This window comes from Curtobacterium phoenicis (assembly GCF_047238015.1).
In the GTDB taxonomy this organism is placed as follows: domain Bacteria; phylum Actinomycetota; class Actinomycetes; order Actinomycetales; family Microbacteriaceae; genus Curtobacterium.
Genome location: NZ_JBDFLZ010000002.1, coordinates 3,638,946 through 3,663,999, shown reverse-complemented (window position 1 = coordinate 3,663,999; position 25,054 = coordinate 3,638,946). Strand labels below are relative to the sequence as shown.

General features: G+C 71.8%; 28 protein-coding genes, 1 tRNA gene and 1 riboswitch. Of the genes, 9 read left to right on the top strand and 20 right to left on the bottom strand.

The features are described 5' to 3' along the window. Positions 1-294: 294 nt before the first annotated feature. From ABC270_RS17625 to ABC270_RS17580, 10 genes are all read right to left on the bottom strand, one after another. On the bottom strand, positions 295-1,302 hold the full coding sequence (locus ABC270_RS17625; RefSeq protein WP_412882003.1) for a BLUF domain-containing protein: 1,008 nt from the start codon (positions 1,300-1,302) through the stop codon (positions 295-297). After that, a complete protein-coding gene (locus ABC270_RS17620) occupies positions 1,299-2,093 on the bottom strand; it encodes a PP2C family protein-serine/threonine phosphatase (protein WP_412882002.1) in 795 nt (264 codons plus the stop codon). The genes ABC270_RS17625 and ABC270_RS17620 overlap by 4 nt, the downstream gene beginning before the upstream one ends. Before the next feature lie 83 nt (positions 2,094-2,176). Then, positions 2,177-3,175 carry a CU044_5270 family protein gene (locus ABC270_RS17615; protein ID WP_412882001.1) on the bottom strand — a complete coding sequence of 333 codons (999 nt, stop codon included), beginning with the start codon at positions 3,173-3,175 and terminating at the stop codon, positions 2,177-2,179. Next, entirely contained in the window at positions 3,172-3,753 is a 582-nt protein-coding gene (locus ABC270_RS17610; RefSeq protein WP_058726132.1) for an RNA polymerase sigma factor, read from the bottom strand. Before ABC270_RS17610 ends, ABC270_RS17615 begins: the two co-directional genes overlap by 4 nt. 55 nt (positions 3,754-3,808) lie before the next feature. Next, the gene (gene nagA / locus ABC270_RS17605) at positions 3,809-4,948 is read right to left on the bottom strand and encodes an N-acetylglucosamine-6-phosphate deacetylase (protein WP_412882117.1); all 1,140 of its coding nucleotides are present in this window, start codon (positions 4,946-4,948) and stop codon (positions 3,809-3,811) included. Positions 4,949-5,037: 89 nt separating this feature from the next. After that, on the bottom strand, positions 5,038-5,436 hold the full coding sequence (locus ABC270_RS17600; protein WP_412882000.1) for a YrdB family protein: 399 nt from the start codon (positions 5,434-5,436) through the stop codon (positions 5,038-5,040). A gap of 5 nt (positions 5,437-5,441) precedes the next feature. After that, entirely contained in the window at positions 5,442-6,323 is an 882-nt protein-coding gene (gene purU / locus ABC270_RS17595) for a formyltetrahydrofolate deformylase (RefSeq protein WP_412881999.1), read from the bottom strand. Between the two features lie 235 nt (positions 6,324-6,558). Next, a complete protein-coding gene (locus tag ABC270_RS17590) occupies positions 6,559-7,968 on the bottom strand; it encodes an MFS transporter (RefSeq protein WP_412881998.1) in 1,410 nt (469 codons plus the stop codon). Beyond that, positions 7,965-8,390: a MarR family winged helix-turn-helix transcriptional regulator gene (locus tag ABC270_RS17585; RefSeq protein WP_290133685.1), complete on the bottom strand. Its 426-nt coding sequence runs from the start codon at positions 8,388-8,390 to the stop codon at positions 7,965-7,967. Before ABC270_RS17585 ends, ABC270_RS17590 begins: the two co-directional genes overlap by 4 nt. Before the next feature lie 49 nt (positions 8,391-8,439). After that, the gene (locus ABC270_RS17580) at positions 8,440-8,892 is read right to left on the bottom strand and encodes a MarR family winged helix-turn-helix transcriptional regulator (protein ID WP_412881997.1); all 453 of its coding nucleotides are present in this window, start codon (positions 8,890-8,892) and stop codon (positions 8,440-8,442) included. Positions 8,893-8,948: 56 nt separating this feature from the next. Here ABC270_RS17580 and ABC270_RS17575 point away from each other — a divergent pair, with 56 nt between their 5' ends. Continuing rightward, on the top strand, positions 8,949-9,848 hold the full coding sequence (locus ABC270_RS17575) for an NmrA family NAD(P)-binding protein (RefSeq protein ID WP_412881996.1): 900 nt from the start codon (positions 8,949-8,951) through the stop codon (positions 9,846-9,848). A 3-nt stretch (positions 9,849-9,851) separates the two neighbouring features. Here ABC270_RS17575 and ABC270_RS17570 read toward each other — a convergent pair whose 3' ends face one another. Next, complete coding sequence (locus ABC270_RS17570) at positions 9,852-10,325, bottom strand: DUF2017 family protein (RefSeq protein WP_412881995.1); 474 nt, start codon at positions 10,323-10,325, stop codon at positions 9,852-9,854. Next, positions 10,322-10,609 (bottom strand): ATP-dependent Clp protease adapter ClpS, encoded by a 288-nt coding sequence (gene clpS / locus ABC270_RS17565; protein WP_412881994.1) that lies wholly within the window; start codon positions 10,607-10,609, stop codon positions 10,322-10,324. Before clpS ends, ABC270_RS17570 begins: the two co-directional genes overlap by 4 nt. A 37-nt stretch (positions 10,610-10,646) precedes the next feature. Continuing rightward, a riboswitch (ZMP/ZTP riboswitch) is annotated at positions 10,647-10,732 on the top strand. A 53-nt stretch (positions 10,733-10,785) separates the two neighbouring features. Between clpS and glyA the strand changes: the two genes are divergently transcribed. The 3 genes from glyA to ABC270_RS17550 all read left to right on the top strand — a co-directional run bounded on the left by glyA (position 10,786) and on the right by ABC270_RS17550 (position 13,592). Continuing rightward, positions 10,786-12,075, top strand: a complete 1,290-nt coding sequence (gene glyA, locus ABC270_RS17560; RefSeq protein ID WP_412881993.1) for a serine hydroxymethyltransferase — start codon at positions 10,786-10,788, stop codon at positions 12,073-12,075. After that, positions 12,072-13,004 (top strand): tetrahydrofolate dehydrogenase/cyclohydrolase catalytic domain-containing protein, encoded by a 933-nt coding sequence (locus ABC270_RS17555; protein WP_412881992.1) that lies wholly within the window; start codon positions 12,072-12,074, stop codon positions 13,002-13,004. The genes glyA and ABC270_RS17555 overlap by 4 nt, the downstream gene beginning before the upstream one ends. A gap of 138 nt (positions 13,005-13,142) precedes the next feature. Next, positions 13,143-13,592, top strand: coding sequence for a hypothetical protein (locus tag ABC270_RS17550; protein WP_412881991.1), 450 nt, complete (start codon positions 13,143-13,145; stop codon positions 13,590-13,592). Between the two features lie 144 nt (positions 13,593-13,736). Here ABC270_RS17550 and galK read toward each other — a convergent pair whose 3' ends face one another. After that, positions 13,737-14,873 carry a galactokinase gene (galK, locus tag ABC270_RS17545; protein ID WP_412881990.1) on the bottom strand — a complete coding sequence of 379 codons (1,137 nt, stop codon included), beginning with the start codon at positions 14,871-14,873 and terminating at the stop codon, positions 13,737-13,739. Then, positions 14,870-15,979: a galactose-1-phosphate uridylyltransferase gene (gene galT, locus ABC270_RS17540; protein ID WP_412881989.1), complete on the bottom strand. Its 1,110-nt coding sequence runs from the start codon at positions 15,977-15,979 to the stop codon at positions 14,870-14,872. The genes galK and galT overlap by 4 nt, the downstream gene beginning before the upstream one ends. A gap of 63 nt (positions 15,980-16,042) precedes the next feature. Between galT and ABC270_RS17535 the strand changes: the two genes are divergently transcribed. Beyond that, positions 16,043-16,858 (top strand): DeoR/GlpR family DNA-binding transcription regulator, encoded by an 816-nt coding sequence (locus ABC270_RS17535; protein WP_412881988.1) that lies wholly within the window; start codon positions 16,043-16,045, stop codon positions 16,856-16,858. A gap of 47 nt (positions 16,859-16,905) precedes the next feature. Further along, on the top strand, positions 16,906-17,838 hold the full coding sequence (locus ABC270_RS17530; protein WP_412881987.1) for an aldose 1-epimerase family protein: 933 nt from the start codon (positions 16,906-16,908) through the stop codon (positions 17,836-17,838). A 200-nt stretch (positions 17,839-18,038) separates the two neighbouring features. Here ABC270_RS17530 and ABC270_RS17525 read toward each other — a convergent pair whose 3' ends face one another. From ABC270_RS17525 to ABC270_RS17515, 3 genes are all read right to left on the bottom strand, one after another. Next, positions 18,039-18,356, bottom strand: coding sequence for a hypothetical protein (locus ABC270_RS17525; RefSeq protein ID WP_412881986.1), 318 nt, complete (start codon positions 18,354-18,356; stop codon positions 18,039-18,041). Positions 18,357-18,525: 169 nt separating this feature from the next. Next, positions 18,526-18,598: transfer RNA gene (locus tag ABC270_RS17520), tRNA-Lys, on the bottom strand. 49 nt (positions 18,599-18,647) lie between these two features. Beyond that, positions 18,648-18,827 (bottom strand): hypothetical protein, encoded by a 180-nt coding sequence (locus ABC270_RS17515; RefSeq protein ID WP_412882118.1) that lies wholly within the window; start codon positions 18,825-18,827, stop codon positions 18,648-18,650. A 108-nt stretch (positions 18,828-18,935) separates the two neighbouring features. On the opposite strand from ABC270_RS17515, the gene ABC270_RS17510 reads away from it, so the two are divergent. The 3 genes from ABC270_RS17510 (at position 18,936) to ABC270_RS17500 (ending at position 21,655) form a co-directional block, all read left to right on the top strand. Then, complete coding sequence (locus ABC270_RS17510) at positions 18,936-19,565, top strand: DNA-directed RNA polymerase subunit beta (protein WP_412881985.1); 630 nt, start codon at positions 18,936-18,938, stop codon at positions 19,563-19,565. A gap of 591 nt (positions 19,566-20,156) precedes the next feature. Further along, positions 20,157-20,756: a sigma-70 family RNA polymerase sigma factor gene (locus ABC270_RS17505; RefSeq protein ID WP_412881984.1), complete on the top strand. Its 600-nt coding sequence runs from the start codon at positions 20,157-20,159 to the stop codon at positions 20,754-20,756. Continuing rightward, complete coding sequence (locus ABC270_RS17500; RefSeq protein WP_412881983.1) at positions 20,753-21,655, top strand: anti-sigma factor; 903 nt, start codon at positions 20,753-20,755, stop codon at positions 21,653-21,655. The genes ABC270_RS17505 and ABC270_RS17500 overlap by 4 nt, the downstream gene beginning before the upstream one ends. Positions 21,656-22,110: 455 nt before the next feature. Here the strand turns inward: ABC270_RS17500 and pstB are convergent, their stop codons facing one another. The 3 genes from pstB to pstC are packed head-to-tail and all read right to left on the bottom strand — an operon-like array spanning position 22,111 to position 24,970. Then, complete coding sequence (gene pstB / locus ABC270_RS17495; RefSeq protein WP_412881982.1) at positions 22,111-22,890, bottom strand: phosphate ABC transporter ATP-binding protein PstB; 780 nt, start codon at positions 22,888-22,890, stop codon at positions 22,111-22,113. A gap of 33 nt (positions 22,891-22,923) precedes the next feature. After that, positions 22,924-24,009 (bottom strand): phosphate ABC transporter permease PstA, encoded by a 1,086-nt coding sequence (gene pstA / locus ABC270_RS17490; protein ID WP_290133701.1) that lies wholly within the window; start codon positions 24,007-24,009, stop codon positions 22,924-22,926. Between the two features lie 13 nt (positions 24,010-24,022). Further along, positions 24,023-24,970, bottom strand: coding sequence for a phosphate ABC transporter permease subunit PstC (gene pstC / locus ABC270_RS17485; protein ID WP_412881981.1), 948 nt, complete (start codon positions 24,968-24,970; stop codon positions 24,023-24,025). Positions 24,971-25,054 lie beyond the last annotated feature (84 nt).

Sequence of the window (25,054 nt, the reverse complement as noted above, 5' to 3'; positions counted from 1 at the left end):
CGCGACCGGTACGGATCGGTGACAGCGGGTCCGCGGTCGAGAAGCGGAGCGCAGAGGTCCGGGAGCCGTCCGGACGTCGGCGCTCGCCGATGCTCACGCCGGTGCCGTGGACGTCGTGCACCGGGGACCGTCGGACGTAGGTGAACCGCACAGCGGTGTCGACGGTGTCGCGCTCCGGCACGATCTCGGAGAACCGGACGTCCCACCGCACGTGCTGTGTCGGGTCCTGCGTCGCCGCTCAGACCCGCTCGATGTCCGCCGCGATCACGGTCTCGACGGAGATGCCCCGGTTCCTCACGACGCTGCCCACCCTCGTCGGAGTCGGTCGGCGGCACGGGCGAACGTCTCCGCGACGTCCGGCTCCGGGTCGAAGAGGTTCTGGATGCGCAGCCCGTCGAACAGGGCCAGGAGCTGCTGCGCTCCGACGCCCGGGTCGAGGGTCGCCGGGAGACGGCCGACCGCGACGTCCTGCTCGAGTGCGAGCCGGATGCCGTCGCGGAAGGCGCGGTAGCTGACCAGGAAGTCGCCCCCGGCTGGTTCCCCGGGATCGGCGGCCGGGGCGAGCGCCGCGACGATGAGCCGGTCGAGTGCTGGCTCAGCGGCGAACGCGACGACCAGCGCGCGCAGCCACGGCACCGTGCCCTCCGCGCGTGCGACGGGTGCCAGCGGGGCGGTCACCTGGTCGAGCCAGGTCGCGAGCGTGGCGGCGAGGAGCGCCGGCATCGTCGGGAAGTTCGCGGTCACGGTGTCGCGCGGGAGCCCCGCCCGCTCGGCGACGGCGTCGAGGGACGAACGGGTGGGACCGACGTCGCGCAGCACGTCGATCGATGCCCGGAGCACGCGTTCGCGGACGGGCGCGGTCGACCGGCGGGTCGAGAGCTGTTCCGGCGGCGTCCGTCGGAACCACTCGAGCAATGCCCGCGACCGCGAGGTGTCGGCCGCGGGGTCGGGCGCGCGGTCCTCGGCGAAGAGGTCCTCGAAGCCGTCCATCGACCGCACGGCCGGGTCGTCCGTGCGGAACGCCATCGACCAGTCGGGGAACGTCCGCTCCTCGATGGGGTCGTCGAGGAGGACCTGGACGTCGACGTTCGCCGGATCGGACGCGACCTCGTGCACCCGCGCTCGCACCACGTCGTCCGGTCCCTCGACGACGCCGAGGACGTTCGCGTCGTCGAGCGCGAGGACACCGGTGATCCCGAGCTCGGCGTTCCTGGCCCGCTCGACCGGCAGCAGACGGACGAGGTCGTCGTGGCTGAGGCGCCCTGTCCGGGCAGCCGTGAAGACGAGGGTCGAGAGGGTCATCGGTCGAGCTCTCCGTCGGTGGTCGAGGGGTCGGTCGGTGCCTGGTCACGGACGGGGTCTCGGCGGATCGCGACGATGGTGAGGTCGTCGCTGATGGTCTCCGGGACGGTGCGGAGGAAGGCCCGCAGCCCCTGGGCCAACGACCGCTCGTGCGCGAGCCGTGCCGCGAGGTCGGTCAGTGTGCCGAAGCTCGCGCCCGGGAGTTCGAGGATGCCGTCGGACGCGACGACGAGGACGTCGCCCGGGCCGAGGTCGAGGTGCCGGGGCAGTCGCGCGAACCCCCGGGGCTGCAGGCCGACGGGAAGGTCCACCGACGGGATGCGCACGGTCTCGCCTCCCGCGTGGGCGACCGCTGCGAAGCCGTGCCCGGCATCGATGAACTCGACCGAGCCGTCGTGCAGTCGGATCCGGGCGTGGAACAGGGTCGCGAACGCAGCCGCCCGTTCCAGGCGGGAGCGCACGGCGTTCTCGGCGCCCTCGACGGTGACGGCCGGTGCCTCGCGGGCCAGGGCGTCGATCGTGCCGAGCAGGTGCGCGGCCAGGAGCCCGGCGGGGACGCCCTTGCCCATGACGTCCCCGAGCGTGATCGTCGCGGTGCGCCCGTCCGGCCCGACCGAGACGTCCGCGAGGTCGCCGGACACGTCGGACGCGGCCCGCCAGACGTGTGCCGCCGTCCATCCGGCGATCGTCGCGGTCGTCCTGGGGAGGAGCGCGGCCTGCACGGCACGCAGCCGACCGTCACGGTCGAGACCGGCGTCCTCGTCGTCGTACACGTCCTGCAGGGAACCCACTCCCGCAACCTACCGTGCGGCGTGTCCAGGATGCGCGGGAGCGGCGCCCGGGAGGACCCGGACGCCGCTCCCGCGCTCGGCGCTCAGTCCGCGGGGACGCTGTCCACCACGGACGTCGTCACCGCGGACGAGTCGAGCACCGCCCCCTTCGGGAGCACCCGGCTCGCCGAGCCGGTCAACGTCCGCGACCCGAGGTACGCACCGGTGTCGGGGTCGATCACGATCTCCGAGTGCTCCCCGTCCCGGTTCGGCTCGTCCCGGCCGATCGCCGTCCCGGTGCGCCCGTCGAGCGTCACCGCGTCGTGGGTGATCGTCGTCCCGGGGATCTTCGCGAGCACCTCGTACATCGCGCTGCGGAGGTCCGCAGGCACGAGCCCGGTGGCGAGGTCGTCGGAGATCAGCGTCGTCATCGCCTCCTCGTGGCTCACGGAACCGGTGGCGTGCTCCGACACCCACGTGTACAGCTCGTCCGGGTCCCGCGGCATCTCGGCCAGGTGCGCCGGCGTCCAGTCCGAGTACCCCTCGAAGCGGCCGCCTGCTCCGTGCAGCGTCTCGGTCGGGTACGGCGACCCTTCGCGCTTCCACTCCGCGGCCGCCTCGGTCGCGGACGCGGCAGGGAAGAACCGCGTCGGTTCGCCGGACGTGCGCACGAGCGTCCACTCGGCAGACACGTCAGCGGGTCGGTAGACGGTGACCGTGTACGGCACGAGCGCGGAGTACTCGTTCGCGTCACCGAAGAACCCCTGACTCTCCCGTTTCGTCGACACCTCGAGGTACTGGCCGGGCCCGACGGTCGGGTCGCTCGCCAGGACGGTCTCGTCGGCGGCCTTGTGCAGGACCTCGGCGGCGGTGGCTGCCTGCGGGTGCGACCCCAGGACGGGTACGCGGTCTGTGGTGCCGGTGAGGTTCCCACCGACGACCACGGTCGCGAGGGCGGTGACCGCAGCGACGGACCCGACCGCTCCGAAGGTCCAGCGGGAGCGGCGACGACGACGGTGGACGGTGCGGTCGAGCACCGCACGTCGGATCGGACGGATGGCTTCGTCGAGGGCGGCGCCCTCGGGCGGCGGTGCGGTGATCACAGTGTCTGCTCCATCTCGTGCAGCGCGCGGCTCGACCTCAGCTTCGCGCGGGACCGTTGGATGCGCTTGCGCGCGTTCGTGGTGGTGAGGCCGAGCATCGCGGCGGCCTCGTCGTAGGACCGGCCCTGGAGCAGGCAGAGCTCGCAGAGTTCCCGGTCGGGTGAGTCGAGCGCGGCGATCTCCGCGCGGACCCACCGCAGCTGCTGGACGGCCTCGTCGTGTGCGACCTGGCGGTACCAGGCCTCGGACGCGCCGCTGTGCTCGTCGACCTCGTCGGTGCGGGTGGACCGTCGCTGCCGGTTCGCGTTCATCGCCACGAACCGCGTCGTGGTCAGCAGCCACGGCAGTGCAGACGCACCGACGACTCCGATGTCCTTCCGCCGGCGCCACGCGACGAGGAACGTCTCCTGGACGATGTCGTCGACGTCCGACCGTTCGTCGGCGAGCCCCCACGCGTAGCGGAAGACCGCCCGCGAGTGCCGGTCGAGCAGCGCGGTGTACGCCTCGCCGTCGCCCGTCGCGACGGCGGCGACGAGTGCTGTGTCCGGGACGGTGCCCGGCCCCCTTGGTGTGTTCACGATTGCCTCCGAACAGTGAGTGTCCGGGAGGGCCTCCGTGTGACAGACCGGCCGGTCAGCCGATCGCGCGCCCGGCGCCCCACACCCGTGTCACCTCGAGCGACGGCGTCAGCGCGACGAGGTCGGCGGCGTACCCGGGGGCGATCCGGCCGATGTGGTCGCCGAGCCCGAGCGCCCGTGCCGGCACCGAGGTGAGCGCGCCCACGGCGTCGGGCAGTGGCTGGTCCGCGAGCGTGACCGCGTTGCGGAGTGCCTGGTCCTGCGTGAGTGTCGATCCGGCGATCGTGTCGGTCCCTGCGACGAGGGCGACCCCCTCCGAGACGGTCACGGCGAGCGACCCGAGCGTGTACGAGCCGTCCGCGGCTCCGGCGGCCCCCATCGCGTCGGTGACGAGCGCGACGCGGTCCGGCGCTGCGGCCAGCAGCATCCTCGCCACCGACGGGTGCACGTGCACGCCGTCGAGGATGAGTTCGAGCGTGACCCGGTCGTCGGCCACCGCGGCGGGGATCGGGCCCGGCGCGCGGTGGTGGATCCCGGGCATGGCGTTGCACGCGTGCGTGAGCAGGGTCGCGCCGGCGTCGAACGCGGCCCGCGCCTGGTCGTACGAGCACACCGTGTGGCCGACCGCGACGACCACGCCCGCTGCGACGAAGCGTTCGATGGCGCGGGTCGCTCCCGGGAGCTCCGGGGCGATCGTCACCTGGCGGATCACCCCGGAGCCTGCCTCGAGCAGGGCGTCGACGGCGTCCGGGCTCGGGTCGATCAGGAAGTCCGGGTTGTGGGCGCCCTTGTTCTGCGGCGACAGGAACGGCCCCTCCAGGTGCACACCGAGCACCAGGGGATCCGTGGCCATCACCGAACGGACCTGGGCGAGCGAGCCGACGAGGGAGGGCAGTGGGTTCGCGACGAGCGACAGGACCGACCGGGTCGTGCCGTGCGTCCGGTGCACCGCGAGCGCGGCCGCGAAGGAGTCGTCCTCGTAGGCTGCACCGCCACCACCGTGCCCGTGCAGGTCGACGAACCCGGGCACCAGGACGGCGTCGCCCAGGTCGACGACCTCGTCCGCCGTGGGGGCCTCGGGGCCGGAGCCGACCGCGCGGATGACGTCGCCGTCGAGGAGGACCCACCCGTCGGCCGTGGAGCCGCCCGCGTCGACGACGCGGGCCGACCGGACCAGCGTGCGCCGCGCCTCCAGGCCGGGCCCGCCGACGCCGGATCCCACGACAGCGGAACCGTTCACGGCGGAAGCGCCGACGGACCCGGCGGACCCGTCGGCGATGCCGGTCACCGCGTCTCCCGACGGAACTGCACCACGCCGGAGAGCGCCGCGACGACCACGAACACGAGCCCGACGACTGGGTGCCCGATCGACACCCAGGCGGCACCGGCCGCGATGACGAGAGCGACCTCGACGATGGTCTTGCCGACGACGTCCGTCTCGATCGGGGAGCGCGGCGAGCGGAAGAAGAACCACACCACCGCGGCGAAGAGCGGCGCCCCGACGATGAAGAACACGGCCGGCAGCGGGTACGGCCAGGCGAGGTAGCCCCAGTACCCGAGCGAGTACAGCCCGAACGCGCACACCACCGCGCGCAGCACGTCCCACGCCCCGAAGCGGCGAGGCTGGACGGCGTGCGGATCGGGGGTCTCGGACCAGTCGACGGGGCTCTGCGGTGCGGACACGGTTCCTACTTGAAGATGATGGTGCGGGCGCCGTCGAGGAGCACGCGGTCCTCGGCGATCCACCGGACGGCCTGGGTGAGCGTGCGGGACTCCTCGTCCTGCCCGATCGACACGAGCTCACCGGGGTCCTTCGTGTGGTCCACACGGACGACGTTCTGCTCGATGATCGGCCCCTCGTCGAGGTCACTCGTGACGAAGTGCGCCGTCGCCCCGATGAGCTTCACCCCGCGGGCGTGCGCCTGCCGGTACGGGTTCGCGCCCTTGAAGCCGGGCAGGAACGAGTGGTGGATGTTCACCGCGCGTCCCTCGAGTGCCGCGCAGAGCCCCGGCGACAGGATCTGCATGTACCGGGCGAGGACGACGAGCTCGATGTCGTGCTCGTCCACCGCCTCGAGGATCCGCTGCTCCATGTCGTGCTTGCTCTCGGCGTCGGTGACCGGCCGGTGCTCGAACGGCACGGAGTAGAACGACGCGAGCTCCTGCAGGTCCGCGTGGTTCGAGAGCACGAGCGGCACCTCGATCGGGAGCTGGCCCCCGCGCTGCCGGTAGAGCAGGTCGTTGAGGCAGTGCCCCGCCTTCGACACGAGGACGAGCGTGCGCATCGGCCGGCCGACGACGTCGAGCTGGACGCGGGCGTCGTACCGCTGGACCACGGGCGCGAGGGCCTCCTCGAAGGCCTCGCGGTCGACCGGCGCCATGACCTGGAGGCGCATGAAGAACGTGTTCGTGTCCGCGCTCGAGAACTGCTGCGACTCGGTGATGTTGCCGTTCGCGGCGACGACGGCTCCGGACACGGCGTGGACGATCCCGGGACGGTCGTCGCAGACGAGGGTCAGGGTCCAGTGCGTGGGCGTCGTCGCGGTGGTCGCGGGCGTCGGGTCGGTCACCGGATCAGGGTACCGGGCGCGCTGCCGCGCGCTGGTCGTGGGCCGTTCCGGCCGGTCCCGACGTGGTCCGGCGGTTCGCGGCCCGTCGTGGCTCGTCGCGGCGGTCGGCCTGGAGGCACGGATCGGCTCCGTCCGCCGCCCGCGCTGGCGAGCTGGTCACGCCTGCGCCGGGGGCGCCGCCCCGGCGCGCTGCCGACGACGGGGCGCCGCCCGGCGAGCGCGCGGTCCGCGATCGTCAGGACGGCCGCGGTCGGGCGAGCGCGCGGTCCGCGATCGTCAGGACGCTCGCCGCGACGGCGACGCCGACGATCACCCACGCGAGCACGTGCAGGTCCGCGGTCGTGGGAGCCGTCCCGAACACCCCTCCGATGAGCGAGGACGCGCCGATCGCGCCGATGTACACGCTCGTCCGCGAGAGCCCGGCCGCGGTGCCGATGTACTCCGCGGGCACGACCCGGTACAGCGCAGCCTGGTTCGACACCGACGCGAAGGCCTGCGGGACGCCGAACAGCGCCGGGGTGAGCACGAGCAGGGCCACGGGGGACCCCGAATCGAGCAGGAGCAGGAGCAGCCCGCCGACGATCGGCACGACGGCCGCGGCGATGAGCGGCCCACGGACGGCGGTCTTCCGCGCGACCAGGAACGAGGCGATGCCGGCGACGATCGCCGCGGGCAGCTGGATGTACCCGGCGGCGTCGCTCGAGTACCCGGCGACGTCCTGCACCCACTGCGAGAAGCCGTAGGTCATCGTGTACGCGAGCAGGTACACGAGGAACAGCCGCACGTACGTCCGGGACAGCGCGCCGTTGCGGGCGAGCAGCCGCACGTCGACGAACGGCTTCACGGCGCGCAGCTCCCACAGCACGAGCGCGACGAGCAGCACGACCGCGGTCCCGAGCAGCCACCAGAGCCCGGCCGAGAGGTCGAGCAGGAACACCAGGAGTGCCGAGACGGTCCCGGTCATGAGGAGCATCCCGACCGGGTCGAGCGCCTGCAGCACCGGCAGGTCGTCGTCGTTCTGCGGACGCAGCCGGTCGGACGGCAGCCACAGCAGCGACACCACGATGCCGAACACCGCGAGCGGCACGTTGACGAGGAAGATCGCGTGCCAGCCGAAGGCCGCGATGAGCGCTCCGCCGAGCGGCGGCCCGGCTGCGGCGGACACGAGCGACGTGATCGAGAGCGCGCCGAGGACGAGCGGGGGCGTGGGCTTGCCGATCCGTGCCGAGTGCTGTCGGAGCGTCGTGAGCGCCGCCGGGTAGGCCGACGACGTGCCGATCCCGATGAGCACACGGGCCGTCACCGCACCGCCGAACCCGGTGAGGAACTCGGGCACGACCCCGGCGACGCCCACGATCACGAGACCGGTGAGGAACACCTTCTTCGGGCCGAACCGGTCCGCGAGCTTGCCCATCGTCGGCTGGGCGACGGCGCTCGCGAGGTACAGCGCCGCGACGAGCCAGATCGCCTGCGCGGCACCGATCCCGAGGTCGCGGGAGATCGGTGCGAGGGCGACCGACACCATCGTCGTGTTGATCGGGTTGAGCAACGGGCCGACGAGCACGGGGACGAGGAGCTTCGGGCCGAAGCCGCTGCCGCCGCTGTCGGTCGGAGCAGGCGTGGGGACGGGGGCGGTCGCGGTCACGGTTCCACCAGCGGCTCGAGGATCTGCAGCGAGCGGGCCACGGTCGCGCGGTCCTCCGCGGTGAGCGCGGCCAGGCGGTCCGCGAGCACCCGGCTGCGGGCCGACCACGCGTCCTCGCGTGCGGCCGCGCCCGCCGGCGTCGCACGGACGAGGGTCCGTCGGCCGTCGGTGGGGTCCTGTCGGCGCTCGACGTACCCGAGGTCGACGAGTGCCTGGACGGTCGCGCCCATCGACTGCGGGCGGACACCCTCGGCGCGGGCGAGGTCGGCGACCGTGCTCTCGCCGTACCGGAGGAGGCGTCCGAGCGCCGCGGTCTGCGATGCGGTGACCTCGTCGGACTTGCCCGTGAGCAGGGTCCGGCGGATACGGCCGTGGATCGTCAGCAGCGCGCTGGCGAGATCGGGTGCACCATCGGAAGTCATTCCGCAACGGTACTACTTCGACAGGAAAACTGGCAAGGCTTCCTGTCGATCAGGGCACGGCGTCCGTCGGGCTCGTGGCGTCCCCGGCGAACGGCGAGAGGATCGCGGAGAGGGGTACCCCGTCGTCAGCGAACCACGAGTTGCTCGCGAGCACGACCGGGAACGCCTCGGCGAGCAGTGCCCGGCCGGCGCTCGTCAGGGTGATCCGCGACGGCCGTCCGCGTCCGCGCTCGGAGCCCCGGTCGAGCAGACCGCGGTCCGCGAGTGCCCCGACGAGGGTGGTGGCGCTCTGTGGGCGGATGCCCACCGCGCGGGCCAGTTCCGCCTGGGTGAGCTGCTCGCCGGCCGCCAGCTGCACGAGCGCCCCGAACTCGACGGGGCTGAGCCCCAGTGGCGCGAGCACGTCACCGAGGCGCCTGGCGAGCGTACGGGCAGCGCGGATCACCGTCCACGCGGCGATCGCGTCGACGTCGTCGCGCGTTGCTGAGAACTCCCGGGGCACGACCCCAGGGTACCGGCGTACCGTTCAGTATCAGGAAACTGATACCACGGAGGACCATGATGCAGCACAACGACGGCGTCATCGCCGTGACCGGGGCCACGGGGGACGTCGGCGGTCAGACCGTCGAGCGGCTCCTCGGCGCGGGAGCCCGCGTCCGGGTGATCGTGCGCCGCCCGGAACAGGTGGACACGTTCACCTCACAGGGCGCCGACGCGCGCCTCGCCGACCTCGGTGACCGCGCGGCCGTGACCGCGGCGCTCGACGGGGTCGACCAGCTCTTCCTCGTCACGGCCGCGACGCCACGGCAGGCCGAGCACGGGCGGACCGCCGTCGACGCAGCCCGCGCGGCCGGGGTCCGCGCGGTCGTCCACCTGTCCGGCGGGGACGCGGCCGAGCACTCGCCGATGCCGTGGGCCGCCGCCATCTGGCAGGTGGACGAGGCCGTCCGGGCGAGTGGGCTCGAGCGGACGATCCTCCATCCGTCCGGGTTCATGACGAACCTCGTGGCGTCCGGGCCGGTGATCCGGCGGGGGATCTTCCCGCAGACGATGGGCCGCGGCGTCATCGGGTGGATCGACACGGCCGACATCGCCGCCGTCGCCGCGACCGTCCTGCTCCGTGGGGAGCACAGCGGTGCAGAGCCCGTGCTCACCGGCCCCGAACTCCTCGACGGCCGTGGTGTCGCACGCGGGCTCGCAGCCGGGCTCGGGCGCCCGGTCCGCTACCTCCACCTGCCGAGCCGGGTGTTCCGGACCGTGCTCCGCGCGAGCGGGGTCGACGCCTGGCAGGCCGAGGGCCTCCGCCAGCAGTTCGGTCGGGTCGCGCGACGGGGCCTCGACGGCGTGGACGCGTTCACCGACGAAGTCGAGCGCATCACCGGGGAGCCTCCCCACTCGCTCGCGGACTGGGCTCGCCGGCACCGCGACGAACTGCTCGGTCCCCGTGCCGCTGCCTGAGGCTCACGGAGCGGTGATCGTGCCGACCAGGTGCTCCTGCACGTACCCGACCCAGTCGTAGACGTCGCGGAGGCCGACCCCGGCCTCCGCGCGGTACGACGCCTCCTCGCTCGCTGCGTCGGTGATGCCGAGGCGCTCGGCGATCGTGAGCCGCAGGTCCGTCAGGCACCGCAACCACGCCTGCTCGTCCGCGGGGGAGAACCCGCCGTCCCGCACCCCGGTCAGCCACTCGTGCACGACCGCCGCGTTCGACGTCTTCTGCGTCAGCAGGTCGGTCTGCGTCCACCGTCGGAACTCCGCGCTCGCCGCGTCGTCGTCCGGGTACGCGTCGGGGAACATCCGCGTGGCCACGGGGTCGGCGGACAGGTCGCCCGCGAGGACCTGCTGGAGTTGCTCGGTCAGCGAGGTCAACACCTCGCGCTCGCCGGTGGAGAGCCCGAGGTGGACGCCGTCGGCGCGGCGGACGAACGGGATCACGGGGTCGGCGCCCGGTCGACCGTCGCCTGCAGGCCGTAGCCGTGCATGGCCTCGACGTGGGCCTCCATCGCCTCGCGTGCGCCGGTCGCCACGATCGCGCGCCCGTCGTCGTTCACCTGGTGCATGAGGCGCTCCGCCTTCGCCCGTCCGAAGCCGAAGTACGACTGGAAGACGTAGGTGACGTACGACATCAGGTTGACCGGGTCGTCCCAGACGACGGTGACCCAGGGAGCGTCGGAGCGGGTCGTCGTCCGCTCGTCGACGTCGGGGCTGGTCAGGGTCATGCCACCAGGGTGACACGAACCGGTGCGCTCGGTACGATCGTGGGGTCGCGACTGGCGTTGGATGGGTCACCATCGGGGAGCGACACCTGACACGGTGCGCGGCCGTACGCCTGGGCCGCGCCCACCCGTCCACCTCGTCGTGCTCCCGCGCGACGGAACAGACAACGAGGAGTCCCGTGTCCATCACCGATCTGACGCCTGCGGCCGCGCAGTCCACGTTCAACGCCCCCCTCGCCGAGGTCGACCCCGAGATCGCAGCGGTGCTGCAGAACGAGCTCGGTCGTCAGCGCGACACCCTCGAGATGATCGCGTCGGAGAACTTCGTCCCGCGCGCCGTCCTCGAGTCGCAGGGTTCCGTCCTGACGAACAAGTACGCCGAGGGCTACCCGGGCAAGCGCTACTACGGCGGCTGCGAGTTCGTCGACGTCGCCGAGCAGCTCGCCATCGACCGGGCGAAGGCCCTCTTCGGTGCCGCGTACGCGAACGTCCAGCCGCACTCCGGCGCCAGCGCGAACGCCGCGGTCCTGCACGCCATCGCCTCCGCCGGTGACACGATCCTCGGCCTCGAGCTCGCCCACGGCGGCCACCTGACCCACGGCATGAAGCTCAACTTCTCCGGCCGGATCTACAACGCCGTGTCCTACGGCGTCGACCCGGAGACCTTCGAGGTCGACTACGACGACATCCGCGCGAAGGCGATCGAGCACCAGCCGAAGGTCCTCATCGCCGGTTGGTCGGCCTACCCCCGCCAGCTCGACTTCGCGAAGTTCCGCGAGATCGCGGACGAGGTCGGCGCGACGCTCTGGGTGGACATGGCGCACTTCGCCGGGCTCGTCGCCGCCGGCCTGCACCCGTCGCCCCTGCCGCACGCACACGTCGTGTCCTCGACCGTGCACAAGACGCTCGCGGGCCCGCGCTCGGGCATCATCCTGTCCAACGAGGAGTCGCTCTTCAAGAAGCTGAACTCCGCGGTCTTCCCGGGGCAGCAGGGTGGCCCGCTCATGCACGTGATCGCCGCCAAGGCCACCGCGTTCCTCCTCGCCGGCCAGCCGGAGTTCAAGGACCGCCAGGAGCGCACGCTCCGCGGTGCTCGTCTGCTGGCGGACCGACTCACGCAGGCCGACGCGAGGGCCGCCGGCATCGACGTCCTCACCGGTGGCACCGACGTCCACCTGGTGCTCGTCGACCTGCGCGAGTCCGAGGTCGACGGCAAGCAGGCAGAAGACCTGCTGCACGAGGTCGGCATCACCGTGAACCGCAACTCCGTGCCGTTCGACCCGCGCCCGCCGATGGTCACCTCGGGTGTCCGCATCGGCACCCCGGCGCTGGCGACCCGCGGGTTCGGCGACGCCGAGTTCACCGAGGTGGCAGACATCATCGCGCTGACCCTCATGCCGAACCCGGACATCGCGGCGCTCTCGGCCCGGGTGAAGGCCCTGACCGACGCGTTCCCGCTCTACGCGTGAGCGCCGCCGTGGCTGACCTGCCGCGGGCGCTCTGGGCGGGGGAGGGCTCTGCCGTGCGCATCGACGGCACCGCCCTCGCCGCCCGGACGCTCGACGACCTCAAGCTCCGCATCGACCGCCTGCACGACCACGGGTTCCGACCCGGACTCGGCACGATCATGGTCGGCCAGAACCCGGGCTCGGTGTCCTACGTCGCCGGCAAGCACAAGGACTCGGCCCAGATCGGGCTCGACTCGGTCCGCATCGACCTGCCCGAGACGGCGAGTGCAGCCGACATCCGCGCGGCGATCCTGCAGATGAACGACGACCCCCGGGTCACCGCGTTCATCGTGCAGCTCCCGCTGCCGCAGGGCATCGACCCGATCCCCATGCTCGAGCTGATGAACCCGGCCAAGGACGCCGACGGCCTGCACCCGACCAACCTCGGTGAGCTCGTCCTCGCCGTCCCCGGTGGTGCCGGCACGATCGACGCGCCGCTGCCGTGCACCCCGCGCGGCATCGTCGCGATGCTCGAGGCGTACGAGGTGCCGATCCGCGGCCAGCACGTCACGATCATCGGGCAGGGGCTGACCGTCGGCCGTCCGCTCGGCCTGCTGCTCACCCGGCTCGAGGCCACGGCCACCCTGACGCACTCGCTCACCGACGACGTCGCGGCCGAGTGCCGCCGCGCCGACATCATCGTCGCGGCAGCCGGCGTGGCCGGGCTCGTCCAGCCGGACTGGGTCAAGCCCGGTGCCGCGGTCATCGACGTCGGCATCAGCCGGATCGTGGACGAGGACACCGGCAAGGCGAAGCTCCGCGGTGACGTCGACCCCGCGGTCGCGTCCGTCGCGGGGTTCCTCTCGCCGACGCCGGGCGGCGTCGGGCCGATGACGCGCGCGATGCTCATGAAGAACGTCGTCGAGGCGGCGGAGCGCCACCTGCGCTGACGGTCACCCTCGCGGAAGCGACAGATCTCCCTGGCCCGCCCACGGGGATCTGTCGCTTCCGCGTTCCGTCGCGCCCGCCCCGGACTGGAGGCACGGATCACCTCCGCCAGACCGCTCAACTGGTGCTACGGTCACCGCATGGGGGACGAACGAACGCTGACCGAGCCGGTGCTCCGAGCACGCCCGGAGCCTTCGCAGCTCACCAAGGACGCACGGTGGATGGTGCTCATCGTCCTGCTCGCACTCGTCGTCCAGCAGTTCGGCGCAACGTGGTCGACCGGGTTCTCGCATGCCGGCACCGAGACGACGATCACGAGCCACCCGTGGGTCGGATGGACACTCCTGACCGTGGGCTTCGCGGTCGTCGGGTTCGTCGTCGCGATCGCCCGCCGAGGAGCCCCGCGGTTCGACGAACACACCGTCATGGGTCTGGCGCTCGGCGGGGTCATCGGGACGACCGTGCTCGTGTGGTTGCTCATCCCGGTCGAGATGACCTGGGTGCAGTGGGCCGTCGAACACGGCAACCCGCACCCGTTCGTCATCGGGAACGTCGACCTGGTGTCCCGTTACGCCGACTACACGGGCTGAACGCACCCGCGGTACCCGTGCGGAGGGCGTCGCGTAGTGGCGGTCGCCCGTCGAACCACGAACGCGACATCGAACCGCCACGTGGCACTGGTTCGATGTCGCTTTCGTGGTTCGACAGCTGCGCCGCGCGCCGCGCAGCGCCCGTCAGTCGCGCCGGGCGCCCTGCGCGGCGTGCACGGTGAACACGGTGGGCTCGCGGTACCCGGCCGCCGCGAAGGCGGACGTGACCGCGTCCGCGATCGCGCCACGGGCCTCCCGGTCGACCAGCGCGATCGCCGCACCGCCGAAGCCGCCACCCGTCATCCGAGCGCCCACCGCGCCGTGCTCCATCGCGGTCGACACCGCGAGGTCGAGCTCAGGCACCGAGATCTCGAAGTCGTCGCGCATCGACTCGTGGGACGCCACGAGCAGGTCACCGATCGCCCGCGGGCCGTCCTCGCGCAGCGTCCGCACCGTGTCGAGGACGCGCTGGTCCTCGGTCACGACGTGCCGGACGCGCCGGAAGGTCTCGTCGTCCAGGAGCTCCTGGGCACGGGGCAGGTCCTCGATGGACAGGTCGCGGAGCGCCTCGACGCCCATCACCGCGGCGCCGCGCTCGCAGGAGTCACGACGCGCCTTGTAGCCGCCCGTGGCGTGGGCGTGCTCGACGCGGGTGTCGACGACGAGCACCTCGAGACCGTTCGCCTCGAGCGCCAGGTCGACCACCGCGGTGTCGAGCGTCCGGCAGTCGAGGAAGACGACCGCGTCCTGCTCCCCGAGGAGCGACGCGGACTGGTCCATGATCCCGGTCGGTGCTCCGACGGCGTGGTTCTCGGAGTACTGCCCGACGCGGGCGAGCGTCTTGCGGTCGAGTCCGAGCCCCCAGAGGTCGTTGAAGGCGAGGGCGACGCCGCACTCGATCGCCGCGCTCGACGACAGCCCAGCCCCGACCGGGACGTCCGAGTCGATGAAGACGTCGAACCCGCGCTTGTCCGACAGGTCGGCGCCGGCGTGCTCACCGAGCGCCCAGGCGATGCCGAACACGTAGGCCGACCAGCCGTGCATCCGCGACGGGTCGAGCTCGTCGAGGGTCAGCTCGACGACCGACGACGGGTCGAACGCGGACGCGACGCGCAGCACGCGGTCGTCCCGCTGCCCGATCGAGGCGACCGTCCGCCGGTCGATCGCGAAGGGCAGCACGTACCCGTCGTTGTAGTCGGTGTGCTCACCGATGAGGTTGACCCGGCCGGGGGCGGAGTACCGCACCGTGGGCTCGTAGCCGTACACCTGCTGGAACGTCATGCGCGTTCGATCCCTCCTCGGATGAACTCGGCCGCCTTCTCGGGCACGAGGTCCCCGATCCAGGCGCCCATGGCGGCCTCACTGCCGGCCAGGAACTTGAGCTTGTCCGCCGCGCGGCGCGGGGACGTGATCTGCAGCATGAGCCGCACGGTGTCGCGACCGGTGTGCACCGGGGCCTGGTGCCAGGCGGCGATGTACGGCGTGGGGTCGTCGTAGAGCCGGTCGATGCCCCGGGTGAGCCGGAGGTGCATGTGTGCGAGCTCGTCCTTCTCCGCATCGGTGAGTCCGGCGAAGTCGGGGACGTGGCGGTGCGGCAGCATGTGGATCTCGATCGGCCAGCGCGCGGCGAACGGCACGAAGGCGGTGAAGTGCTCGCCGGCGAGGACGACCCGGTCCGACGCGCGCTCGTTCGCGAGGTGCTGCTCGAAGAGGTCCGGCCCGAACCGCTCGATCGACGCCAGGAGCCGCTGCGTGCGCGGCGTGACGTACGGGTAGGCGTAGATCTGCCCGTGCGGGTGGTGGAGCGTGACGCCGATCGCCTCGCCGCGGTTCTCGAACGGGAACACCTGCTGGATGCCCGGCAGCTCGGAGAGCGCTGCGGTGCGGTCGGCCCACGCCTCGACCACGGTGCGGGCGCGCGACTCGGAGATCGACGCGAACGAGCCCTCGGTCGCGGGGGAGAAGCACACGACCTCGCACCGGCCGACGCTGCGGAACTGCCGGTTGAGCCCGACCTCGGTCAGGGCGTCGAGCGAGGGCGGGGCGTCCTGGGCGCCGTCCGGTCCGGCGAGCATCGGGCCGAAGGACGGCGAGCGGTTCTCGAACACCGCGACGTCGTAGGTGCTCGGGATCTCGGACGGGTTCGCCGGGCTCTGCGGGGCCAGCGGGTCCTGGTCGGCCGGCGGCAGGAACACCCGGTTCTGCCGGCTCGCCGCGATCGACACCCACTCTCCCGTGAGGACGTCCTGCCGCATCCGGGCGGTGTCCGGCCGGGGGTCGAGGACGCGCTGGTCGATGCTCCGCTCCGCGGGCAGGGTCGAGTCGGCGTCGTCGAAGTAGAAGAGGTCGCGGCCGTCCGCGAGCTTCGTCGCGCGCTTGGTGATCACCGCAGCAGCCTAGCGCGATCCGAAGTGTTGCGAAAGCAGACGGAAGCGGACGAAACTGTGTTCGTGACGGACGATGACCTCTTCCTCGACGGCGCGCTCCCGGCACCCCTCCGCCAGGACCGCATCGTCGCCATCGTCGAGGGGGCACCGGGTCTCGTCCGGACGGCCGCCCTGGCAGCGGCGCTCGGCACGAGCGAGGTGACCGTCCGGCAGGACCTCGCCACCCTCGACCTGGAGGCACGGATCCGGCGGGTGCACGGCGGTGCGGTCCGTCTCGTGGCCGGCTCGGGTGAGCGCCCCCTGGAGGAGACCGCGGTCGAGCACCAGGTCGCGAAGGCCGCGATCGGCCGTGCCGCGGCCGCGCTCGTCCGGTCCGGTGAGTGCGTCGTGCTCGACGTCGGCACCACACCGGCGGCGGTGGCGTCCGCCCTGGTGGCACGGACGGACCTCGTCGACGTGACCGTGGTGACGAACTCGTTGACGACCGCGCTCGCGCTCGAACCCGCCGTCCCGCGGTTCACGGTCATCGTGACCGGCGGGACGCTCCGACCGCTGCAGCACTCGCTCGTCGCGCCGTTCAACAACACCGTGGTGCCGATGATCGCGGCCGACGTCGCGTTCCTCGGGGGCACGGGCGTCGACGTCGAGCACGGCCTGACCAACGTCAACCTCCCCGAGACCGAGACGAAGCGGATGCTCGCGGCGACGGCACGGCGTACGGTCGTGGTCGCGGACGGGTCGAAGTTCGGCCGGGCCCACATCGGGGTCGTCCGTGCGCTCGAGGACGTCGACGTCGTCGTGACCGCCGAGGCACCGGCGGACCTGGTCGACGCCGTGCGCGCGGCCGGGGTCGAGGTCGTCGTCGCCGACGAGCGCTGAGCCTCGAGCCAGCCGTAGCACGCAGCACCAGGAAGGACCCGCACGCCATGACCGCAGCCCCCACCGGAGGCCAGTACCACCTCCGCCACGCCGGACCGGACGGCGTCGTCGAGGCCGTCGTGACCGAGGTCGCCGCCGGCATCCGCGAGCTCCGGGTCGCCGGGTTCGACCTCACCGAGCCGTTCGGCGTCGACCAGGCCCCGCCCGGAGCGGACGGCATCGTGCTCGTCCCGTGGCCGAACCGGGTCGCCGGCGGTCGCTGGGAGCTCGACGGCGCCGTGCAGCAGCTCGACGTCTCCGAGCCGAAGTACGGCAACGCCTCGCACGGGCTGCTCCGCTTCGCGCCGTACCGCACGGTGACGCAGACGGAGTCGTCGATCGAGCAGGAGGCGACGATCCACCCGCAGCACGGCTGGCCCTTCACGCTCGAGACCCGCGTGCACCACGAGCTCGTCGACGACGGCATCCGTGTCACGCACACGATCACGAACCGCTCGGGCGTCCGGGCGCCGTTCGCCGTCGGTGCGCACCCGTACCTGCGCGCCGGCGACACCCCCGCCGAGGACCTCGTCGTCACCCTCGACGCGGCCACTGCCTTCTCGACGAACGAGCAGAAGGTGCCCGACGGGTCGTACGACGTCACCGGCACCGACGCCGACCTCCGTGCCGGTCGTCGTGCGGGCGACTCGGACCTCGACACCGCCTACACGGACATCGCGGCCGACGAGGACGGTGTCCGACGCACGACGCTGCACAGCCCCGAGGGCGACGGCGTCGAGCTCTGGCAGGACGAGTCGTTCCCGTACGTGCAGGTGTTCACCTTCCGGACCTTCCCTCGAGGCGACGGCACCGGTCTGGCCGTGGCCGTCGAGCCGATGACCGCGCCCGCGAACGCGCTGAACTCGGGGGAGGGCCTGCGCTGGCTCGAGCCCGACGAGACCTGGACCGGGACCTGGGGCATCCGCCGCACCTGGTCCTGATCGCGCTCTCCTCCCGCCCCCCGACGTGTCGCGCGGGGCAGAGTCTCGGCCCCGCGGACAGTTTCGCGGCTGTTCCGTCGCGGAACTGTCCGCGCGGCCGAGTCTCGTGGGGAGCGATGGGGTGCGGCGACCACCGCGCACGACGAAGGCCGCCCCGATGGGGCGGCCTTCGTCGTGCGGGAGCGTGTCCGGTGGCGTGCTCAGCCGCGTCGCATGCGGAGCGCCTCGACCGCGAGGGCCTCGGTGCCGTAGCGCCCGACCTCCTGCGCCCATGCCGGGTCGTCGCCGCGGAGGGCGATGTACTCGGAGCGCTGTCGGCACACGTAGCCGAGCACGGTGGAGGCGGTGGCGACCTCGAGGAAGTCCTCGCGGATGTGGCGCGTCGACACCTTCGCGTTGCGGCGGAGCGTGTCGAGGAGCAGTTCGTCGCTCATGGTCGTGTTGGTGGCTGCTGCGAGCTCGACGATGCGGCGCGCGCCGTCGGCGCTGGTGTGCGTGGCTTCGATGGGCTCGATCACGGTGTACCCCGTTCGTTCTGTGGTGGTGCTGTCGTGCAGGACCCGGCGATCGGATCCGGGAACGACACTATCGGCGCCCACCCAACAGCCCGCTGAACGAGGACTGAACTGTGCCGCGGAACGGACAAGAGTCAGCTGTGGAGGGTTTGTACCCCGGTCTGAGGTGAGGTGGGCCCCGTGGGGCTCGAACCCACGACCCTCGGATTAAAAGTCCGGTGCTCTACCAACTGAGCTAGAGGCCCTCACCCGCAAGGCTAGCGGGTGAGGGCCTCCAGGCGGGAAACGAGCGCGTCAGCTCCGGCGTCCGGTCAGTGTCCGCAGCAGCCAGGCGATCACGGCGATGACGAGCAGCACGAGGCCGACCCACAGCAGGAACTTCAGGCTGGCGGCGAAGCCACCGACGAACAGCAGGATGACCGCGATCACGGCCAGGATGATGAGCAGGGCGTTCATGAGGGTCCTCTCCTTCACGTCCGGGAGGAGTGCCTCCCTGCCCGGACACCGTACGCGTGCACGGCCTGTTGCGTTCTCGGCGAACGGGGGGCGTGCGGCGTCGGTGGCCGCGCCTACACTGTCGCGGTGCCTCGCGATCACCACCGTCCCGTCCACTTCACCGATGCCGAGTTCGCCGCCATACAGGGCGGGGAGGACCCGGCGGTGGTGAACCGCGTCGCGCACGAGACCGCGAACGCCCTGCTGCACCGCGTGCGACAGGACCCGGACCCGGCGGTCGTCGAGCGCCTCGTGACCTACACGGACGTGCACGGCATCGACGCGATCGCGGAACTCTGGGCACGGGTGGGGGCGCACACGCTGCCGGGGGCGCTCTGGCGGATCTACCTCGTCCGGACGGTCATCCGGCAGGCCCCGGAGGAGATCGCCTACTTCTTCCAACGCGGTACGGAGCGGATCGGCACGATCGACCAGGCCGTGGCGGGTGCCGAGCAGCCGACGGGTCCGGCGGAGATCCTGACCCTCGCCGACCGGATCCTGCACGGCCTCTACACGGGCGACCTCGCGGTGGCGCTCGACCGCGGCGCGGCGTTCTGTCGGCTCACGGCAGCCGGGGCGACGGCCGTGGCGGACGATTCCGACCTCACCGCGGGGGACCGCGCGAGCGAGCTCACCACCCGGGCGCTCCGGCTCACCGAGCTCGCGGCCGACCTGACGGAGGCGGCGGCGCTCTGGCGCCGCGACAGCCTCGACTGAGCCGACCCACTGCCGGACGTGAGCGGCGCGGACGTCCCGATCCGTGCCTCCAGGCCGAACCGCTGCAGGCAGGCAGGCAGAGCCGAGCAGGCACAGCCGATCAGGCAGAGCCGGGCGTGCAGAGCCGAGCAGGCACGGCCGATCAGGCAGAACAGGGCGTGCAGAGCCGAGCAGGCACGGCCGATCGGGCAGAACAGGGCGTGCAGAGCCGACCAGGCACAGAGAAGCCGAGCCGCAGAAGCGCCTCTCGGCGCGAGGCCGCTCGAAGCGGCGATATTTGGAGCCCGGGGCTTGCTGCGGCCCGGCGACGACCACTGTACGGAACGACCCCTGGACGCGTCGAATCCGTTCGCGCAGAGGGGACTCGCAGGACCTCCAATCCGACCGGACGAGGGCACCGAATCATCACCGTGGCGAGGTCCTGACCTCACCACGGCGAGGGGTCCCGTGCGACCCGGTCCGACGTCGGTCGGTCAATTCCCTGCGGGTCACGCGGGCTCCTCGCCCAGAACGAGCACCACCACACCCGAACAGCTGCACGCCACCTGAGCACCTGCAGCACCCCGTGCACCGAGAGGGGGGAAACCTGCAATGCTTGCCATCGTGGAACGCGACACGAAGCGCTGGGGCTCTGCCGAGCCGGCGCCGCCGTCGCCCGATGAACTCCTCACCAGGGTTGCGAACGGCGACCAGGCGGCTTTCTCCGACCTGTACGACGAACTCTCCGGGCGTGTGCTCGGGCTCGTGACCCGACTGCTGAAGGACCGTGCGCAGTCCGAGGAGGTCACGCAAGAGGTGTTCCTCGAGGTCTGGCAACAGGCCGCACGGTTCGACCAGGTCCGTGGCTCCGCCGCGAGCTGGGTGCTCACGATGGCGCACCGCCGGGCGGTCGACCGGATCCGGGCCTCGCAGGCGTCGCACGACCGCGACACGCGGATCGGCATCCGCGACTTCGAGGCCGGCTTCGACCAGGTGTCCGAGTCGGTCGAGATCCGCATCGAGCACGAGCGGGTGAGCCGGGCGCTGGCGAAGCTCACCGAGTTCCAGCGCCAGGCCGTGCAACTCGCGTACTACGGAGGCTTCTCGCACAGCGAGATGGCCGAGCAACTGGGGGTGCCCATCGGCACCGTCAAGACCCGCCTGCGTGACGGGATGATCCGACTCCGAGACGAGATGGGGGTGACCTCATGACCGAACGACACGACGACCCGTCCACCCTGACCGGCTCGTACGCGCTCGATGCGCTCTCCGACGAGGAGCGCGCCCAGGTCGAGGCCGCACTCGCGTCCTCGCCCGAACTGCTCGCCGAGACCGACTCGCTGCGCGAGACAGCGCTGCAGCTCGCGTACTCGACCGACCCGATCGAGCCGCCGGCGTCGCTCAAGGCGTCGCTGATGGCACAGATCCAGAACACGCCGCAGGTGGCACCGGCCGCTCCCGCAGCCTCGGCTCCCGCTTCCGTGCCGGTGTCCTCCGAGGCTGCGTCGTCCGGCGCTGCGTCGTCCGACGCCGGCCGGGAGGCACGACCCGCCTCCGCCCCGTCGCCCGCCTCCTCCGTGGTACCGGGCCCGGCGGAGACCACGGCTCGCCGCCGCTGGTTCCAGCGTCCGGCAGCTGCCCTGTCCGCCGCTGCCGCCGTCGCGGTGGTGTTCCTCGGCGTCGGACTCGGCGTCGGCGGGGTGCTCAGCCCCGCTGGTGAGTCGCCGAGGCCGGGCACCTCGCAGGGCACGAGCGTCCTCGACGGGATCTACGCGGCGTCCGACTTCCAGCGGAGTTCCACGCCGGTGCAGGGCGGTGGGACGGCCACGGTCGTCTGGTCGCAGGACCTCGGCAAGTCGGCGGTCATCCTCGACGGGGTCGAGGCCGCGCCGAAGGGCAAGACCTACGAGCTCTGGTACATCGACTCGAAGCAGCAGGGCGGCGCGATCACGCCCGCCGGGTTGATGGACCGGTACGCCGACGGGGTGCACTCCGCGGTGCTGACCGGCAAGGTCCGGGACGGCGTCACGGTGGGCATCACGGTCGAGCCGGAGGGTGGCTCGAAGCAGCCGACGACGACCCCGATCGCCGCGGTCCCGCTCGACGCGTAGCGGGTTCCCCTCCCTCCCTCCCTCCGCGAAACGCGCGCGTCCCGACGAAGCACGTGTCGATCGACACGTGCTTCGTCGTCCCGTGTACGCGCATGCGCTGCCGCGTCGTGACCGCGACGAAGCACTCGTCGATCGACGGGTGTTTCGTCGATCCCTGCACGCGCATGGAGCCGGCCGACCCGTGCCAGGTCCGGCGGCACCGTGGGCCAGGGCGACCACCCGCCGGACCCGGGTGGGCGCGCCGGACCCGACCCGTGCCTCCCGTCCGCCCCTCCTGACCGCAGCGCGGCGTCCGGACCACAGCGCGCCTGCCGACCACGGCGGGATGGCCGCCCACGGCGGGACGGCGACCGCGCGACCAGGGCAGCGCCCCGGAACGCCGACGGCCCCGTCGGACCGAGGTCCGACGGGGCCGAGCGTGCGGAGCGCGAGCGGTCCGAGACCGCGTCAGCGGATCAACCGAAGCGGCCGGAGACGTAGTCCTCGGTGGCCTGCACGGACGGGTTCGAGAAGATCGTCGCGGTGTCGTCGTACTCGATGAGCTTGCCGGGGTGCCCGGTGCCGGCGATGTTGAAGAACGCCGTCTTGTCGGACACCCGCGAGGCCTGCTGCATGTTGTGGGTCACGATGACGATCGTGTACTCCTTCTTGAGCTCCTCGATGAGGTCCTCGATGGCGAGGGTCGAGATCGGGTCGAGCGCGGAGCACGGCTCGTCCATGAGGAGCACGTCGGGCTGCACGGCGATCGCCCGCGCGATGCACAGTCGCTGCTGCTGGCCGCCGGAGAGTCCCATGCCGGGCTTGTCGAGGCGGTCCTTGACCTCGTTCCAGAGGTTCGCGCCCTGCAGGGAGCGCTCGACGATGTCGTCGGACTCGGACTTCGAGATGCGCTTGTTGTTGAGCTTCACGCCCGCGAGCACGTTGTCCTTGATCGACATCGTGGGGAACGGGTTCGGACGCTGGAACACCATGCCGACCTGCCGCCGGACGAGCACCGGGTCGACGCCCGCGCCGTAGAGGTCGTCGCCGTCGACCTTGACCGAGCCCTCGACCCAGGCGCCCGGGATGACCTCGTGCATGCGGTTCAGCGTGCGGAGGAACGTGGACTTGCCGCAGCCGGACGGGCCGATGAACGCGGTCACGGTGCGGGGCTCGATGGTGATGTCGACACCCTCGACCGCCTTGAACTTCGAGTAGTAGACGTTGAGGCCGTCGACCTCGATGCGCTTGGACACGTGGATTCCTTCGGGGTGGTGGTCGTTGCCGCGCTAGCGGGGGAGCTTGGGGGCGAAGAGGCGGGTGATGAAGCGCGCGAGCAGGTTGAGCGCCATCACGATGAGGATGAGGAGCAGCGCGGCCGTCCAGGCCCGGTCGACGAACGGCACCGGGTTGGCGCCCTGCTGCGAGTACTGCGTGTACGCGAAGACCGGCAGGGTCATCATCGGGTCCTTGAACAGGTCGTAGTTCATCGAGGCGGTGAACCCGGCGGTGACGAGCAGCGGTGCGGTCTCGCCGATGACACGGGCGATGGACAGCATGACACCGGTCGTGATGCCGGCGAGCGACGTCGGGAGCACGACCTTCACGATCGTCAGCCACTTCGGCACGCCGAGCGCGTACGAGGCCTCGCGGAGCTCCATCGGCACGATCTTCAGGACCTCTTCCGTGGAGCGCACGACGATCGGGATCATCAGCACGCTCAGGGCGATCGAGCCGACGAGGCCGAAGCGCGCACCGGGGCCGAGGAAGAGCGCGAAGAGCGAGTAGGCGAAGAGGCCGGCGACGATCGACGGGATGCCCGTCATGACGTCCACGAAGAACGTGATGCCCTTCGCGAGCGCGCCCTTGCCGTACTCGACGAGGTAGATCGAGGTGAGCAGGCCGATAGGGACCGAGATGAGCGCTGCGAACAGCGTGATCTCGAGCGTCCCGACGAGGGCGTGGACCGCGCCGCCGCCCTCGGAGATGACCCCGCGCATCGAGTACGAGAAGAACTGCGCGTCGAACCGGGCGAGACCGTCGGCGAGGACGGTCCAGAGCAGCGACACGAGCGGCAGGACGGCGATCACGAACGCGGTGACGACGAGTGAGGTCACCAGGCGGTCGACGGCCTTGCGGCCACCCTCGACGATGCGGGACACGACGACGATGAGGACGTCGAACAGGACCGTGCCGAGGAAGAGCGCCGCGACGACGTTGAAGTCCTTGACCGCACCGCCGGCGTTGAGCAGGGCGAACACCGCGATCAGGGCGACCCAGGAGCCGATGAGGAGCAGCCACGGCACCGACTTGTGCAGCTTGCCGTTGGCGTAGACGTTGCCGGCCATGCCGGACTGACGGAGGGCGAGGGACATCGGGTCGTACCTCTCAGCTCACTCGCTTGCGGACGATGTACCGCGCGAGCATGTTGATGACCAGGGTGATGACGAAGAGGACCAAGCCGGACGCGACGAGGGCGTTCAGCGCGGTGCCGGAGGCCTCGGCGAACTGCAGCGCGATGTTCGCGGCGATGGTCGACGGGTTCAGCGAGGTGAGCACCTGCAGCGTGACGTTCGTCGACACCGAGAGGACGAGCGCGACGGCCATGGTCTCGCCGAGGGCGCGGCCGAGGCCGAGCATGATCGCGGACACGATGCCCGACTTCGCGAACGGCAGGACCGACATGCGGATCATCTCCCAGCGGGTGGCACCGAGGGCCAGCGCTGCCTCTTCGTTGAGGGTCGGCGCCTGCAGGAAGATCTCGCGCATCACGGCGGTCATGATCGGGATCGCCATCACGGCGAGCACGATCGACGCGGTCAGGATCGTGCGACCGGTGCCGGAGACCTGCCCGGAGAACAGCGGGAACCAGCCGAGGTAGGTGTTGAGGAACGTGTAGAACGGCTTCACGAACGGCGCGAGGACGACGATGCCCCACAGGCCGTAGACGACCGACGGCACCGCGGCCAGCAGGTCGATGACGTACCCGAGCACCGGGGCGAACCGCCGGGGCGCGTAGTGCGAGATGAAGAGCGCGATGCCGAGCGAGAGCGGCACGGCGATCACGAGTGCGATGAGCGCGGACCAGACGGTGCCGAAGACGAGCGGACCCACGTAGTCCCAGAAGTTCGCCGAGCCGTTCGGCAGCGTGCCGGCCTTCGCCACGAGGGCGGGGATGCTCTGCCAGACGAGGAAGGCCGCGACGAGCACGAGCACGAGCAGGATGATGCCGCCGGAGATCACCGAGGCGGCGGAGAAGACGCGGTCGCCGACGCGGACGACGGCCTTCGGCTTCGGGATGACGGTGGCCCCTTCGCGGGCCGGTGCGGTCGTCATGGGGCTCCTGTGGCGAGGCGCGCGCCCGCGGGGGACGAGCGGGCGAGCGGGGAGGTGGAGTGGGTGGTGGTGCCGTGACGGGCG

Excerpts from the sequence above, each read along its gene's own strand:
- ABC270_RS17575 (WP_412881996.1), top strand. The coding sequence starts at position 8,949 with ATGATGCAGCACAACGACGGCGTCATCGCCGTGACCGGGGCCACGGGG.
- galK (WP_412881990.1), bottom strand. The coding sequence starts at position 14,873 with ATGACGTTCCAGCAGGTGTACGGCTACGAGCCCACGGTGCGGTACTCC.
- ABC270_RS17550 (WP_412881991.1), top strand. The coding sequence starts at position 13,143 with ATGGGGGACGAACGAACGCTGACCGAGCCGGTGCTCCGAGCACGCCCG.
- pstA (WP_290133701.1), bottom strand. The coding sequence starts at position 24,009 with ATGTCCCTCGCCCTCCGTCAGTCCGGCATGGCCGGCAACGTCTACGCC.
- ABC270_RS17625 (WP_412882003.1), bottom strand. The coding sequence starts at position 1,302 with ATGACCCTCTCGACCCTCGTCTTCACGGCTGCCCGGACAGGGCGCCTC.
- ABC270_RS17505 (WP_412881984.1), top strand. The coding sequence starts at position 20,157 with ATGCTTGCCATCGTGGAACGCGACACGAAGCGCTGGGGCTCTGCCGAG.
- clpS (WP_412881994.1), bottom strand. The coding sequence starts at position 10,609 with ATGACCCTGACCAGCCCCGACGTCGACGAGCGGACGACGACCCGCTCC.
- ABC270_RS17585 (WP_290133685.1), bottom strand. The coding sequence starts at position 8,390 with ATGACTTCCGATGGTGCACCCGATCTCGCCAGCGCGCTGCTGACGATC.
- pstC (WP_412881981.1), bottom strand. The coding sequence starts at position 24,970 with ATGACGACCGCACCGGCCCGCGAAGGGGCCACCGTCATCCCGAAGCCG.
- ABC270_RS17500 (WP_412881983.1), top strand. The coding sequence starts at position 20,753 with ATGACCGAACGACACGACGACCCGTCCACCCTGACCGGCTCGTACGCG.
- ABC270_RS17530 (WP_412881987.1), top strand. The coding sequence starts at position 16,906 with ATGACCGCAGCCCCCACCGGAGGCCAGTACCACCTCCGCCACGCCGGA.